Origin of the sequence: Nocardia sp. NRRL WC-3656 (assembly GCF_000720265.1) — a bacterium.
GTDB lineage: Bacteria > Actinomycetota > Actinomycetes > Mycobacteriales > Mycobacteriaceae > Nocardia > Nocardia nova.
On sequence record NZ_JOJF01000006.1, the window covers coordinates 110,023 to 124,239 of the forward strand.

At 69.6% G+C, this 14,217-nt stretch carries 11 protein-coding genes; 3 read left to right on the forward strand and 8 right to left on the reverse strand.

Features of this window, described 5'->3' with window-relative positions; all coding sequences use genetic code 11:
* Positions 1–59 precede the first annotated feature (59 nt).
* From IG65_RS0110555 to lspA, 5 genes are all read right to left on the reverse strand, one after another.
* Positions 60–2,507 (reverse strand): HAD-IC family P-type ATPase, encoded by a 2,448-nt coding sequence (locus IG65_RS0110555; protein ID WP_030514689.1) that lies wholly within the window; start codon positions 2,505–2,507, stop codon positions 60–62.
* 66 nt (positions 2,508–2,573) lie between these two features.
* Positions 2,574–3,518 (reverse strand): ADP-ribosylglycohydrolase family protein, encoded by a 945-nt coding sequence (locus IG65_RS0110560; protein ID WP_051755749.1) that lies wholly within the window; start codon positions 3,516–3,518, stop codon positions 2,574–2,576.
* Between the two features lie 67 nt (positions 3,519–3,585).
* The gene (locus tag IG65_RS0110565) at positions 3,586–4,245 is read right to left on the reverse strand and encodes a hypothetical protein (protein ID WP_030514691.1); all 660 of its coding nucleotides are present in this window, start codon (positions 4,243–4,245) and stop codon (positions 3,586–3,588) included.
* Between the two features lie 12 nt (positions 4,246–4,257).
* Positions 4,258–5,184: an RluA family pseudouridine synthase gene (locus tag IG65_RS0110570; RefSeq protein ID WP_030514692.1), complete on the reverse strand. Its 927-nt coding sequence runs from the start codon at positions 5,182–5,184 to the stop codon at positions 4,258–4,260.
* The gene (lspA, locus tag IG65_RS0110575; RefSeq protein ID WP_051755699.1) at positions 5,181–5,927 is read right to left on the reverse strand and encodes a signal peptidase II; all 747 of its coding nucleotides are present in this window, start codon (positions 5,925–5,927) and stop codon (positions 5,181–5,183) included. The genes IG65_RS0110570 and lspA overlap by 4 nt, the downstream gene beginning before the upstream one ends.
* Positions 5,928–6,039: 112 nt before the next feature.
* Here lspA and IG65_RS0110580 point away from each other — a divergent pair, with 112 nt between their 5' ends.
* Both IG65_RS0110580 and IG65_RS0110585 read left to right on the forward strand, forming a co-directional pair.
* Positions 6,040–7,035, forward strand: coding sequence for a hypothetical protein (locus IG65_RS0110580; protein ID WP_231509131.1), 996 nt, complete (start codon positions 6,040–6,042; stop codon positions 7,033–7,035).
* A complete protein-coding gene (locus IG65_RS0110585; protein WP_036523972.1) occupies positions 7,023–7,730 on the forward strand; it encodes a sensor domain-containing protein in 708 nt (235 codons plus the stop codon). Before IG65_RS0110580 ends, IG65_RS0110585 begins: the two co-directional genes overlap by 13 nt.
* Positions 7,731–7,735: 5 nt before the next feature.
* Here IG65_RS0110585 and IG65_RS0110590 read toward each other — a convergent pair whose 3' ends face one another.
* The 3 genes from IG65_RS0110590 to IG65_RS0110600 all read right to left on the reverse strand — a co-directional run bounded on the left by IG65_RS0110590 (position 7,736) and on the right by IG65_RS0110600 (position 13,095).
* A complete protein-coding gene (locus tag IG65_RS0110590) occupies positions 7,736–11,002 on the reverse strand; it encodes an arabinosyltransferase domain-containing protein (protein WP_156055559.1) in 3,267 nt (1,088 codons plus the stop codon).
* 154 nt (positions 11,003–11,156) lie between these two features.
* Complete coding sequence (locus IG65_RS0110595; protein WP_156055553.1) at positions 11,157–11,654, reverse strand: hypothetical protein; 498 nt, start codon at positions 11,652–11,654, stop codon at positions 11,157–11,159.
* Positions 11,655–11,766: 112 nt separating this feature from the next.
* The gene (locus IG65_RS0110600; protein ID WP_231509140.1) at positions 11,767–13,095 is read right to left on the reverse strand and encodes a DNA polymerase IV; all 1,329 of its coding nucleotides are present in this window, start codon (positions 13,093–13,095) and stop codon (positions 11,767–11,769) included.
* A 236-nt stretch (positions 13,096–13,331) separates the two neighbouring features.
* On the opposite strand from IG65_RS0110600, the gene IG65_RS0110605 reads away from it, so the two are divergent.
* Complete coding sequence (locus IG65_RS0110605; protein ID WP_030514699.1) at positions 13,332–14,210, forward strand: UTP--glucose-1-phosphate uridylyltransferase; 879 nt, start codon at positions 13,332–13,334, stop codon at positions 14,208–14,210.
* The last annotated feature ends 7 nt before the right edge of the window (positions 14,211–14,217 follow it).

A 14,217-nucleotide genomic window follows, 5' to 3' on the forward strand; every position in this document is an offset into this window, starting at 1 on the left:
TGGCACAAGGACGTTCACGGCGCGCCATACCATGCGACCAGTTGACGCGCCGACGCGGCTCAGTCCTTGCGCCCCAGCGGCTTCCGGCCCGGCGAATCCGGGAACAGGTGCCGCTGTTCACCGGTCACCATCGCGGTGACCCACCACGCCACCTCCACCAGCACGACGCCGACCGCGCCGCAGGCGAACGCCACCCCGGTCAGCTCGGCATTCGACGGGTCGAGTTTGAAGAAGTGGCGGGTGAACGGCACCGTGAACAGGATCAGATAACCCGCGACCGAACCGGCGATCAGCAGGATCTTCCACCAGTTCCACGGCCGCGCCACGATCGCCAGCACCCACACCGCGATCACCAGCAGCGTGATCAGCGCCGTCGTGCCGATCTGCACCTCGCGCGCCTCGGTCGGCAGGCTCTGGTCGGCGCTCCAGTAGGCGATCAGGTAGGCGATGAAGGTCATCACCCCGATCACCGTGCCGGAGGGTACCGCCAGCCGCAGCACCCGCGGGACGAAACCCGTTCGCGCCCTTTCGTTGTTGGGAGCCAGCGACAGGATGAAGGCCGGTATGCCGATGGTGAACCAGGCGGCGATCGTGACGTGCCGCGGCAGGAACGGATACGACAGCGGGGCGTAATCGAAGATCTGCGATCCGATGCCGGCCACGCCGACCAGGAAGGCCAGCAGGACCGAGTACACCGTCTTGGTGAGGAACAGATTCGAGACGCGCTCGATATTGCCGATCACTCGCCGGCCCTCCCCCACCACGTACGGGAGGGTGGCGAAACGGTTGTCCAGCAAGACGATCTGCGCGACCGCGCGGGTGGCCGGACTGCCCGATCCCATCGCGACACCGATATCGGCATCCTTGAGCGCCAGGACGTCGTTGACGCCGTCGCCGGTCATCGCGACGGTGTGCCCGCGCGACTGCAACGCTCCCACCATCGCCCGCTTCTGATCCGGGCGGACCCGGCCGAAGGTGGTTTCGCGGTCCAGCACATCGGCCAATTCGGCCTGGGCGGTGGGCAATCGGCGCGCGTCGACGGCGTGCTCACCACCGGGCAGGCCGAGCGAGGAGGCCACCGCGCCCACCGACACCGCGTTGTCGCCGGAGATCACCTTGATCGAGACGTCCTGGCCGGCAAAGTAATCCAGCGTTTCGCGCGCGTCCGGGCGAACCCTCTGTTCCAGCACCACCAGCGCCTGCGGCGTCACCGTGCCCGGCGCGTCCGGATCGTCGACGGGCCGATCCGAGGAGGCCAGCAGCAGCACCCGCAGCCCCTGCGCGCCGATGTCCTGTGCGGTGGCGGCGATGCCGGAATCCGGGTCGAGGAGCACATCCGGCGCTCCGAGCAGCCAGTTCCCGTGCTCGCCATAGGAGATGCCGCTCCACTTCTTGGCCGAGCTGAACGGCGCGACCGCGGTGGACGACCAGTCCGGATCCTCGGTCATGGCCTCGGCGATGGCGAGCACGCTGGCGTTGGGACGCGGATCGTCGTGGGCGAGCGCGGCCAGCACCGAGCGCAACCGGTCCTGCGGCACATCGCCGACGACCCGCAGTTCCGACAGCCGCATCCCGTTCTCAGTGAGGGTGCCGGTCTTGTCCGCGCAGACCACGTCAACCCGGGCCAGGCCCTCGATCGCGGGCAGCTCCTGGACCAGGCATTTGCGCTGGCCGAGCCGCACCACACCGACCGCGAACGCGATCGAGGTCATCAGCACCAAGCCCTCCGGCACCATCGGGACCAGCGCGGCGACCATACCGTTCAGCGCGTGCTGCCAGTTCTGATGGCTGGAGAACAGCTGGTTGTAGATCGTGACCAGACCCGCCGGAATCAGCAGGTAGGTGATGACCTTCAGGATGGTGTCGATACCGCTGCGCAGCTCCGAATCGACCAGCGTGAACTTCGATGCCTCGTGCGCCAGCTGCGCGGCATAGGCGTCCTTGCCGACCTTGGTGGCTCGGTAGGCGCCCGATCCGGCAACCACGTAGCTGCCGGACATCACCTTCGCGCCGACCGACTTGTCGATCGGATCGGCCTCACCGGTGAGCAGGGATTCGTCGATCTCGAGCAGTTCGCATTCGACGACCTCGCCGTCGACCACGATCTGGTCACCGGGCCCCAGCTCGATCAGATCGCCGAGCACCACATCCTTCGGGCCGACCTCGGTGGCGGCACCGTCGCGGCGCACCACCGGTTTGGCCTGGCCGACGATGGCGAGTTTGTCCAGGGTCCGCTTGGCGCGCAGCTCCTGCACGATGCCGACCACGCTGTTGGCCACGATCAGCAGGCCGAACATGCCGTCGATGATCGATCCGGTGGCCAGGACCAGCACGAACAGGACGCCGAGGATGGCGTTGATCCGGGTGAACACATTGGCCCGGACGATGTCGGCAACCGATCGGCTCGCCCGATCCGGCACATCGTTGGTCTGCCCGTCGCGAACGCGCTGCGCGACCTCGGCCGCGGTCAGGCCCGGTGCGCGCGCTTGCTGCTCGGTGATCGACATGTCCGACAGCCTAGAGCGTTTCCGGCGAATCGGACGGCACGCGGTCCCGGCCCCACAGGCGGGCAATCATCCGGCATCCGGCCGTACGCGCGGTGCGATCCGGCGATCGACGATGCGGCGGGTGAGCGCGACCAGATCGTCGCCGCGCAGCCGCGGATATCCGTGCAGGAGCGCGACCCACTGCGGCGGAATCGCCGACGCACCCCAGCGGGCGCCCAGTAACCCGCCCGCGACGGCGGCGGTGGTATCGGTATCGCCGCCCGCGCGCACGGCCGCTTCCAGTGCGGCCGGCAGGGATTCGGTATGGGTGATCGCCCACCACGCCGTCTGCAGCGCGTGCACCACCCAGCCATTCTTCGGAAAGTCCGCGGGAGTGCCGGATTCGGCCTCGTCCAGTACCGCGGCCCAGAAATCGGCGTCAACGAAGGCCAGGCCGCCGCGCACGCCGTCGTAGTCGCCGTAGAGCACGGCATGCCGGATCGCCCACGACCACAGCACGCACGCCTCACCGGCCCGGACGTCGCTGTGGGTGAGTTCGCTCACCGCCCGGGCGGCGCGGGCGCAGTTGTCCGGGTCGTCGAGATAGCACAGGGCGAGCGGCGCGGTGCGCATCAGCGATCCGTTGCCGCCGGTGAGCCCGTCGAGTTCGAAGGAGCGCCGGCGCATATCGGCGGCGTCGGCGCTGCGCCACTGCAGCACCTGACTCGTCTGATATCCGACGTCCTTGGGCCGGCTGTCCCACCAGCGCACGAACTCCCGGGCGACGGCGTCCAGGCCCGCCGGGTGGTGCAGCGCACCGTGTTCGGCCGCCGCGAGCGCGATACCCACCGCCATCGCGGTGTCGTCGGTCCACTCCCCCGGTTCCCACCGCAGCGAGCCGCCGCCGCGCATTTCGATCACCGAATCCGGTGCCGGATGGGTGAATTCGTATCCGGCGCCCAGTGCGTCACCGGCGGCCGTCCCCAGTAGCACCCCCTGCGCCCGGTCCCGCTGCCCTGCGTCTCGATCCACCGGCACATCCTCTCCCCTCGCCCGCCGCCTCGATTATGCCGCGCGGCACCGACAGCGCAGGCCGGCCTCAGTGGTCGGGAATCGGGCCGTCGTCGGGTCCCGGCGCCACGACGTCGACGTGCTCGGGCAGCAGCGGCACCACCGCGAACGCGCCCGCGGAGGCATCCGGCGGCAGCGCCTGCACACTGCGAATCCCGCTGCGCGAGGCCAGACCTCGCAGCTCGGCGAGGGTGCCGCGGACCACGAAGTTCACCGCACAGGCGCAGCCGGAGTGCAGCCGCGCGGCCAGCACCGCCGCCAGGCGCCGGGAGCGGTCGTCGTCGGCCTGCACGTGATCCATCGCGCCGGCGGCCGCCGCCTGCGCGGACCGCAGCGCGGCGGTCCCGGCCGGAACCGGCACGGTGATCACCGGGGTATACACGCGCTCGATCGGAATGTGGTAGAGCACCTGCGAAATACGCAGTCCCGCACCGATGTCGACGACGGCATCGGTGTTCAGGCCGGTATCGGAGGTCACCAGCGCCCAGCGGGGGGCGGTGTCGGCGCCGGACAGCGATTCGTGCGCGCGCTCGAGATAGTCGGCGACGCGTTCACCGGAGTCCGGCCCGAGCCGGTCGGTGCCGAGGACCGACGCGCGCGGCGGCCGCGCCCAGCCCAGGACCACGACGGCGATCAGCAGCACCACCACGACCGCGAAACCGATTGCGGGGCGCCACTTCTCACTCACCGGCCGCACCCGTCACACCGCGCGCAGCACATCCAGGGCATGCTCCAGATCGTCGGGATAGTCGCTGGTGATCTCGATCCAGCGGCCGTCGGCGGGATGGGCGAAGCCGAGACTGCGCGCATGCAACCACTGCCGCTGCAGACCCAGCCGCTCGGCCAGTCGCGGATCGGCGCCGTAGGTGAGATCACCGCAGCAGGGGTGGCGGATCGCGGAGAAGTGCACGCGGATCTGATGCGTGCGCCCGGTCTCCAGGTGGATGTCGAGCAGGCTCGCGGCCTGGAACGCCTCGACGGTGTCGTAGTGGGTGACGCTGGGCCGGCCGTCGGCGGTGACCGCGAATTTCCAGTCGTTGCCGCGGGCCCGCCCGATCGGGGCGTCGATGGTGCCGCTGGAGGGATCCGGATGTCCCTGCACCAGCGCGTGATAGCGCTTGTCGACCGTGCGCTGTTTGAAGGCCCGCTTCAGCACCGTGTAGGCGTGCTCGGACTGCGCCACCACCATCACCCCGGAGGTGCCGACGTCGAGCCGGTGCACGATGCCCTGGCGTTCGTGCGCGCCGGAGGTCGAGATGCGGTACCCCATCGCGGCCAGTCCGCCCACCACGGTGGGACCCGACCAGCCGACACCGGTGTGCGCCGCGACGCCGACGGGCTTGTCGACCGCGACGATGTCGTCGTCGGCGTAGAGGATCTTCATGCCCTCGACCGGAGTGGCCTCGACGGTGAGCTCCCGTTTCGGTTCCGGGAACTCCACTTCCAGCCAGGCCCCGGCCACGAGCCGATCGGACTTCCCCGCCGCGGCGCCGTCGATCTGCACCGAACCGTCCTCGGCCAGTGCGGCGACCGCCGTCCGTGACAGGCCGAGCAGCCGCGAAAGTCCGGCGTCGACCCGCATGCCGTCCAGACCGTCGGGGATCGGCATGGCTCGTGTCTCTCTCATTCGCCCGCCTTCCCGTCCTGATCGTCACCGGCGCGGGCGCCCTCGTCATCGTCGTGGCCGGCGCGGGTGCCGTCGGGTTCGAATCCGAACACCGTCAGCACCACCAGCAGAATCGCCCCGCACACGATCGAGGAATCGGCGACGTTGAACACCGGCCACCATTTGGTGACGGCGATGAAGTCGATCACATGTCCCTGCAGCGGGCCGGGCGAACGGAACAGCCGGTCCACCAGATTGCCCAGCGCACCACCGAGGACCAGGCCGAGACCGACCGCCCAGCTCAGCGAGCGCAGGGTGCGGCCGATGCGGATCACCCCGATCACCACGGCGACCGCGATCAGGGTCAGCAGCCACGTCATGCCGGTGGCCATGGAGAAGGCCGCGCCGGAATTGCGGATGAGGGTCAGCCGCACCACGTCGCCGAAGATCGAAATCGGTTCGCCGGGCGTCATCTTCGCCACCACCAGGGCCTTCGTGCCGAGGTCCACGGCCAGCACGACGGCCGCGATCAACAGCAGCCACGGCAGGCGGCGCGGGAAGGCCGCCGGGGTGCCGGAGGTCCCGTTCGTCGCGGAATCGCCGGGAGCGCCGGCGCCCGAGCCGCCCGGCGCCGTCGCGGAATCCGCGCTGTCGCCGCGGGTGCCGGATCCGTCGTCGCGGTCGGCGCCCCGATCCGCCGCGGATTCGCGCGGGGGTTCGTCGGGGTCGTCGAGGTGCTGCTCACGCGGCCGGTCCGTATTCACAGCTAGACATCATTCCTTATCACGTCATCGCCGGTTCGCGGTGCTGTCACCCAGCGCGTGGCCGGACGGGAGTCAAAGCTGTTTTTCAGGAACCGGTCGTACCCTGTTCGGCGTGACGGTGTTGTCTTCCCACTCCTGCGCCTCGGTGACCGGTCCGCGCCCCGCGGGCGCGTCCGGCCGGGGCCCGAATCCGCGCGCGGCGCGCTCGGGAGTGCTGTTGATGGTGCTGGCGGTGACCCTGTCCGCGCTCGGCGTCGGTTGCAGCGACGGGACCGAGGCCACCAGCGACGCCGAGGTGGAGCCCTCGGGTTTCGGCAAGGAGGTCACCCTGCCGATCTCCGCCGCGGTCGCCACCCTGGTCACTCCGGGCGAGGAACCGCACGCTCCGCTGCGCCCGGCCGTGCGCCCCGGCACCTCCCAGCAGGTGACCCTGCGCACCGACCACCACGTCGAACAACAGATCAACGATCAGGCGGTGCGGGACTTCTCACCGCCGTCGGTGGCCATTCCGCTGACCGCGGACGCGAAGGCCGACGGCGTGGACCTCGTCCTCGGCACGGCCACGTCACCGGACCCGGCCCTGGATCAGCAACTGGTCGCGGCCGACGGATCCCACGCCGGCATCGAGTTCACCGACCTCGGCGCCGTCACCGCGCTGCGGATGGCACCGGCCCCGTCGACGCCCGACACCGCGCGCGCCGCCATCGAACAAGCCTTCTACCAGGCGGTGTACGAGGCGATCGCCTTCCCCGCCGACGCGGTCGGCGAGGGTGCGGTGTGGACGGTGCATCAGCGCGTCTCGGGAGTGGTTCCGCTGGACCAGATGACGACCGCGACGCTCACCAAGCGCGACGGCAATCTGCTGACCATCGCCCTCGACATCACCCAGACGCCGAAAACGGCCACCTGGCAGCTGCCCAACAATTCGGGCGACCTCGACATCATCGACTACCTGATGCACGGTGCGGGCACCATCACCGTGGATCTCGGCCTGCCGCTTCCCGTTTCGGGCGCGATCACCATCGGCGGCAATCAGTGCTACCGCGATCCGCACACCGATGTGCTGCTGCGCCAGGACGTCCGGACGCAGGTGCGATGGGGCGAGTGAATCGCGCCGCGGTCGTGCTCGCGGGCGTCGTCGTCGGGGTGAGCGCATGCGGGCACCACGACGATTCGCTGCCGTCGCTGCCCGCGACGGCGACCGTACCGCCGATCACCGCCCCGGCCGTCACCGATTCCGATGCGCTGCGGGCGCACTTGCTCACTCCGGCCGATCTTCCCCCCGGTTTCACGCAGCTCGAGGACGCCTCGGCCGGTAACGGGCAGACGCCGCCGGACCGCTCCCGCACCGATCCGGCCGAATGCGCGAAAGTGCTGGCACCCGTGGGTGATCTGTACAGCGGGCCGTCCGCCCGGGGCGCGGTGCACTACTCGTCGCCGAACTTCGCGAGCATCGATATCGATATCGCCAGCTACGCCGACGGCAATGCGGCGCAGGCGTTCGCGGCGGCGCAGAAGCTGCTGCGCGACTGCCGCAGCTATTCCGGCACCGACGCCGACGGCACCTCCGTCGACTACCGGCTGGGCGGGCTCGATCAGCCGAAGGCCGGTTCCACGTCGACCTCGTTCCAGATCCGCACAACCAGCGGCGGCATGTCGCTGTATTCCGCGGCCACGATCGCCGTCGTCGGCAGCAGCGTGGTGCAGATCGCGGAAACCGCACCGGCGCAGGTGGACCCGTCCTCGCTGCAGGACCTCACCACCAAGCAGGTCCGGCGACTGGAAGGCGTCGCCGGACCGTAAGGGCCTCACCCCCAGGCGGTGTTGATGTGGCCCGGATTCCACATGCCGCCGTGGGTCTCCCGAGTCACCGTGGGCACCGCGGCGGTCGCGGAGGTGTCGCGCGGTGTCAGCCGCTGCAACTCACCCCAGTCCCGGCGCCAGTCGTCCTTCAGATACGTGGCCAGGGTCTGCGAGCTCAGCAACTGCTGGCTCCAGCCCAGCGGGCCGCCGCCGTCGTGGCTCTCCCACAGCGTGGTGTCGTGTGCGGCGGTACGATCGGGCAGGATGCGCCAGCTCGGAACCTGTGCGATCCCGTCGCGGTGATCGTAGGGCCGCTGGCACGGGAACTGCAGTCCCACCGCCCAGTCCAGCAGCACCGGGCTGCGCGAGCCCACCATGTCCTGCAGGGTCGTGGTGCGCGGGACGCGCGGCGGCGTCAGCGCCACCCACTGGTTGGGGTCGCGGCTGCTGTCCTGGGCGACGATGCGGATCACATCGGCCTGCGGCGGAATCCGGCCGAACGGCACCCGCAGGTTGCGCCACGACGGTCTCGGCCCGATATCGACCGGGATCACCGAGCCCAGCGCATGCGCCTCGGTCGGTGAGTCGCTGGTGCCGTATTCGATCTCGACGCGCTGGCCGGGGGTGACCACGCCGTCCTTGTCGACCGAGCGAATGCGCCCGGCCGCGGTGATCGCCACGATGCCGGTGCGCTCGGCGGCCGGGGGCAACCGGTACCAGCCGGTGGTGAGTTCGGCCGGATCCTGCTCACCGGCGGTGCCCAGTTCCGGTGTGGCCGAGTCCAGGCCGTACGGCAGTGGCGCACCGGCGGTTTGGGTGCCGGCCTCGCCCTGGTTCTTCCCGCTGTCGAAGGCGCTGGAGATACTGCTGCTGTTGGTCGGCTCCCCCTCCGGGGTCAGATCGCCGACCCCGTTGGGCACGAATCCGGTGGCGCCGGCGGTGAAGGTCGTCTGCGGGTCACCGGTCAATGGCGGCAGCATCGAGGCGTTGGGATCGGTTTCGACCAGCACATCGTTGGCCAGCCCGCACGGTTTGCCCAGTACCGCATCCACATTGGAGCGAGCCAGCGAGAACGCCGGATACTGGGCGACCGCCCCCTTGGCGAACGAGGCCATCTCGAACACCACCAGCAGCGCCGCGGCCACGGTCAGCGGCGGGATCTTCGCCCATCGCCACGCCGGTCGCGAAATCCGGTGCGGAGTACCGGGTTCCGGTGCGCGCACATGCCACCATCCGGCCAGTGCCAGCAGCACCACTGCCACGGCGAGGAAGACCTTGCTCAGCCCGAAGCCGTGGACCGACGGCGGTTTGTCCCACCACGGAATGCCGTAGCTGGACACGTACCACCATTCGTTGACGCTGGTGAAGATCTGCGCCATCACCAAGGCCACCACGGCGCCGAACAGCGCCCGGTTGCGCGGCGACCGCATCACCCGTGGGCCGACCGCGACCGCGGTCAGCACCGCCACCGCACCGGCCAGTCCGGCGTACACGCCGTTGTGGTGAGTGAATTTGGTGGGAGTGGTCGCCATCAGCAGCATCGACGCGAAGGTGATGCCGAGCAACCGGCGCGCCGGCCCACCCGCGGTGAACGGGATCCGCCCGCCCTTGCGCAGCAGGACGAAGACACAGACGAGCAGGCCCAGCCACATCGCCACCATGCCGAAGCGGCGCCCGATCGAACCGTCGGCGGTCGGCATGAACAGCCACTGATAGTTCAGGTAGTCGTTGTACCAGGGGTCGGACGGGCCGACCGCGGTGTGCACGCGGCGCATCTCGAACATCGCCGAGAGCGGCTGCACCGCGAACGCGAAGGCCAGCACCAGGGCACCGGCCGTCGCCAGCGGCGCGAGCAGGGCGCCGTAGCCGTACCCCACGGCCCAGCGGGAGCGGGGTTCACCGGTCCGCGGATCGGCGGCCAGCTCGCGCGCCCGGGCACTGCCGAAGCGGAACACCGAGCGCATCCCGGCCAGCAGCGGCGCCACGCAGATCACGCCCGAGGGCGCCGCGGTGAAACTGAACGCCGCCACCAGGATCGCGATCGCATACGGCAGCAGGCGCCGGGTCGCGATGGCACGTTCGACGAAACACCAGGTGAGCAGGACGCAGACCGCGATCACCGGTTCCGGCCGCAGACCGTTGTTGTAGGGCAGCCAGACCGCCAGGAAGATCAGCGCGCCGGTCCACACCGCCACCCGGTCGTGGCGCACCGCCACCCCGAGGCGGGGAATCACCTCCCGGCTCAGCGCCAGCCAGGTGACCACACCGGCCAGCAGCGTCGGAATCCGCATCCACGGACTCGCGGTGCTGATCTCGGTCATATGCGCGATGATGTCGTACGGCGGTGTGCCGACCGGGTTCTCGGGCACACCGAAGAACCGGAAGTAGTTGGCCATATAGCCCGACACCAGCGACGCGCGCGCCATGCCGAACTGATAGCCGTCGTCGGAGGTGGTCGAGCCGATGAAATGCCAGATCACCAGTCCGCCCAGGACCACGGCGTCGACCGCGCCGAAGCTCCACCAGCGCTGCGGCAACCAGCGCCGGATGCGACGGCCGTCGAGGCGGTCCAGGCGGAACAGCGCGGCCAGCGCGATGAGGGTGAACACCACCGCCAGCACGGTCGCGATCCGCTTGATCACGGTGGGCACCACGGAGAATCGGCTGTCGACCTGGGCGGTGACGCTGGTTCCGGCGGCCCGGGTCAGGTCGCTGTACACGCCCACCAGCTGCGGTCGCCAATCACCCTGCAGCGTCACCGGTTTCGCGTCGGTGCCGGTGAAAGTCGCTGTGGTGTGCGAGATTTCGGAATGCACCGTGAACGCGCAGTCGCCGCCCAGCCGGTCCACCGGCACACTGGCCAGAGACTGATTGCGCAGCACCGCTTCGAACTGACCGGGCTTACCGTCGGTGCCGGGCCGCACCCGCGCGACGAAACCGTAGCGCTCCAGGTCCGGGGCGCCGGCCGGCATGGTCGCGGTCAGCGTGGAGCCCTGCGCGGGCAACTGAGCGATCGCCGCGCACGGGACGGTGGCGTCGAAGGTCAGCGGGGCGTAGGAGACCAGCGGCGCGTCGATGCCGCGGGTCGAGCCCTGCTGCGGCCACGACAGCGTGGTGTGGTCGACCTGGACCGGCAGCAGTGGTACGGCGATGGCGCACAGGGCGCCCAGGAGGCCTGCGATCAGCGCGATCGGCTGGGCCCAGCGAGCGAGTCGTGACCGGTCGACCCGGTGTCCCTGTCCTGCCGCGGGCGTGTCGTCCGCCCTCACCATCGTGTCGGTCACGGAGGCAGATGCTAGCGCGGGGTCTCCGGGACGAGCGAAGTCGTCCGACCTTTCTCAGTCTTTGTTTAGTTTCGTTGTGACTCCGGCACGGCATAGCGCCTCGTCATCGCCCTGCCGACGACTCGGGCCGGTACGACGAGAACTACTCGCACGCGGGCGACTGCTGGCCCAGGTTCTTCAGTCCGGCGCAGGCCCAGCTCTTCTGCAGCTTCCAGCTGTTGTCCTGGGCGACGAACGGCACGTCGGCCTTGGTCGGCGCACCGCCGTTGACGGAGAAGTCCACCTTCGCGGTCAGCGTGTCGCCGCCGAGATACGCCACATCGGTGACGTTGATCTTGGCGTTGTTCTGCTGGTAGGCGTCGGTCAGCTTCTGCATCATCTCGGGGTCCTTGGTCAGGGCGTCCTGACCGTCCTCGAGCCACTGCGCCTTCTGCGCGGCCGGCACGCCCGGGTCCAGCGCCTGCGCCAACTCCGAGTTCAGATCGGCGACCGTGGGCACCGGCGGCACGTTGGCAGCCGAGGTGGCGGCGGCCTTGGTCGTGGTGGACTTGTGGCTCGAGTGCTTGTCACCGCTGCCGCAGGCCGACATGCCGAGCGCAGCCACGACTGCCAGGGTGGCGACCGCGATGCGTCCAGTCATCTGAAGCTTCAATGCTCGTCCTTTGCGTTCGAGTTGGTCTGGTTCCGTTCACGTGACAGCTCCCACCCGACCGGCGGCAGTGCACGAGTGGCCTCACGCTACCCGCCAAATTTCAATGAAGACTAAGGAGCGGATCGGCCGGGGTGAGATCGTCATCGTCGGCAGCGAACGTATACGCCGGTCCCGGCCCTGTCGAGCGGGTCTCGAATCGGACGGTGACCCGGCCGTGCCCGCTGCCCTGTACCCAGCCGTGGCCATACCGGGGATGGCCGACATCGCGTCCGGGATACCAGAACTCGGTGGTGTAGGAACGCGTCGGCGGCGGCACCACCGGCTCGGGCTCCGGCGCCGACGCGGCGATCGGCTCTTCGAAGATCGCGGCGCCCACCGCACCGGTGTCGCGGTCCAGCTCGGGAAACAGTGATTCTTGCCGCACCGCGGACAAACCGCCGAATCCCACGCCTACCAACCGGATCGAGCCCAGTTCGACGGGATCGATGGCCGAGCGCTGAGCCGCGGCGGTGAGCGTGGCCGGATCGGTGGTGGCATAGGGCAACGTGAGCGAACGCGTCACGATGCTCATATCGCCCTTCTTCAATTTCAAAACCACCGTGCGGGCCGCGCGGCCGTCGCGCAGCAGCCGCCGGTGTGCGTCCTGGGCCATCGCCTCGATCGCCGGGCGTAGCTGCGCCAGCGTGACGATGTCGGTCTCGTAGGTGGTTTCGGCGCTGATCTGTTTGGCCTCGGCCCGCTCGGCGACGGGTCGTTCGTCGATCCCGCGGGCGAGCCGATGCAGCGCCGCGCCGACACTGCCGCCCAGCAGCGAGACCGCCTCCGGCTCGGGCAGCGCCGCGAACGCACCGACGGTTTCGATGCCCACCGAACGCAGCCGATGTTCGGCCACCGGCCCGATACCCCACAGTTTGCGCACCGGCAGCCCGGCCAGCAGCGCCTGCTGTTCGGCCGGTGAAATCACCCGCACCCCATCGGGTTTCGCGAGCCCCGAGGCGATCTTGGCCAGTTGTTTGCCGGTGCCGGCGCCGACCGAGGCCACCAGCCCGGTTCGCTCCCGCACCGATTTCCGCAGCTGCTCACAGAATTCGCGCACCCGCCGGACATCGGCGCCGGCGAGTTCGGCGGGTTCACCGAACGCCTCGTCGAACGACAGCGTCTCGAGCACCGGAATCCACAACCGCAGGGTTTCGAAGACCTGCCCGCTGACTTCGCCGTAGACCACCCCGCGCGGCGGGATCACCACGGCGGTGACGCCGACCAGCCGGCGCGCCTGATGCATGGGCATCGCCGACCGGGCGCCGAAGACCCGCGCCTCGTAGCTGGCGCCCGCGACCACGCCGCGGCCGCCCATCCCGCCCACGAGTACGGGCCGGCCGCGCAGCGTCGGGCGGGTCAGCTGTTCGACCGAGGCGAAGAAGGCGTCCATATCGATGTGCAGCACCCAGCGGCGCGCCGCCACCGTGTCGGCTCCGAAATTGCTGTCGGATTTCTGTGCGTGCAGATGCACGGCCGACCCACCCCCGGCACCCGTACCGACCCCGGCGGATGCGCGCTGACCAGGCACGAGACCGCTGGTAGCCGCATCGGGGGCAGAGTGCATACCCGGAAATCTACGCGTGGGGACCGACATATCCGGCAGCGGAAGTGTGTGATGATCGGTTCATGACCATCCGCAAGGCAGTGATCCCAGCCGCCGGCATCGGCTCCCGCCTGCTGCCGCTGACCAAGGCCATCCCCAAGGAGATGCTGCCGGTCGGCGACAAACCGGTGATCGAGCACACTGTGCGGGAGCTGGTAGCCTCCGGCATCACCGATATCACGATCGTGGTGAGCGGCGGGAAGTCCCTGATCCAGGACCATTTCCGTCCCAATCCGGCATTGGTGGCGCAGCTGCGCGCCGACGGCAAGTCCGCCTATGCCGACGCCGTGGAAGAGGTCGGCGAACTCGGCCGGCTCGGCCACATCACCTATCTGGACCAGCACGGTCCCTACGGCAACGGCACTCCGGTGCTCAACGCCGCCCGCACGCTGGGCGACGAGCCGATGCTGGTGCTGTGGCCCGACGACGTCTACGTCGCCGAGGTGCCGCGGGCGCAGCAGCTCATCGACGCCTACAACAAGACCGGTTCGCCGGTGCTGGCGCTGATGCCGATGGATCCGGCGGACTCCCAGCGCTACGGCGTGCCGGTGGTCGAGGATTCCTTCGAGCCCGGCCTGATGCGCATCAGCGGGCTGCGGGAGAAGCCGAAGCCGGAGGACGCGCCCTCGGCCTACGCAGCGATCGGCGGATACGTCGTGACCCCCGGCATCGTCGACGAACTGCGCAAGCAGGTCGACAAGTGGTACACCCACCGCACCGGCGAGGTGTACCTGACCGACGCGATCAACGTGTTCGCCGCCTCGAACCCGGTCTACGGACAGGTGATTCGCGGCCGCTGGTACGACACGGGCAATCCGGCGGACTATCTGGTCGCCCAGTTCGCCTCCGCGCTCAGCCATCCCCAGTACGGGCCGCTGCTGCGCGAGCTGTGCAAAGAGTGACCAGCAC

Bases quoted from the DNA above. Each gene is read 5' to 3' on its own strand.
- IG65_RS0110595 (WP_156055553.1), bottom strand. From the start codon at position 11,654: ATGACTGGACGCATCGCGGTCGCCACCCTGGCAGTCGTGGCTGCGCTC.
- IG65_RS0110600 (WP_231509140.1), bottom strand. From the start codon at position 13,095: ATGGACGCCTTCTTCGCCTCGGTCGAACAGCTGACCCGCCCGACGCTG.
- IG65_RS0110585 (WP_036523972.1), top strand. From the start codon at position 7,023: ATGGGGCGAGTGAATCGCGCCGCGGTCGTGCTCGCGGGCGTCGTCGTC.
- IG65_RS0110570 (WP_030514692.1), bottom strand. From the start codon at position 5,184: ATGAGAGAGACACGAGCCATGCCGATCCCCGACGGTCTGGACGGCATG.
- IG65_RS0110590 (WP_156055559.1), bottom strand. From the start codon at position 11,002: ATGGTGAGGGCGGACGACACGCCCGCGGCAGGACAGGGACACCGGGTC.
- IG65_RS0110605 (WP_030514699.1), top strand. From the start codon at position 13,332: ATGACCATCCGCAAGGCAGTGATCCCAGCCGCCGGCATCGGCTCCCGC.
- IG65_RS0110555 (WP_030514689.1), bottom strand. From the start codon at position 2,507: ATGTCGATCACCGAGCAGCAAGCGCGCGCACCGGGCCTGACCGCGGCC.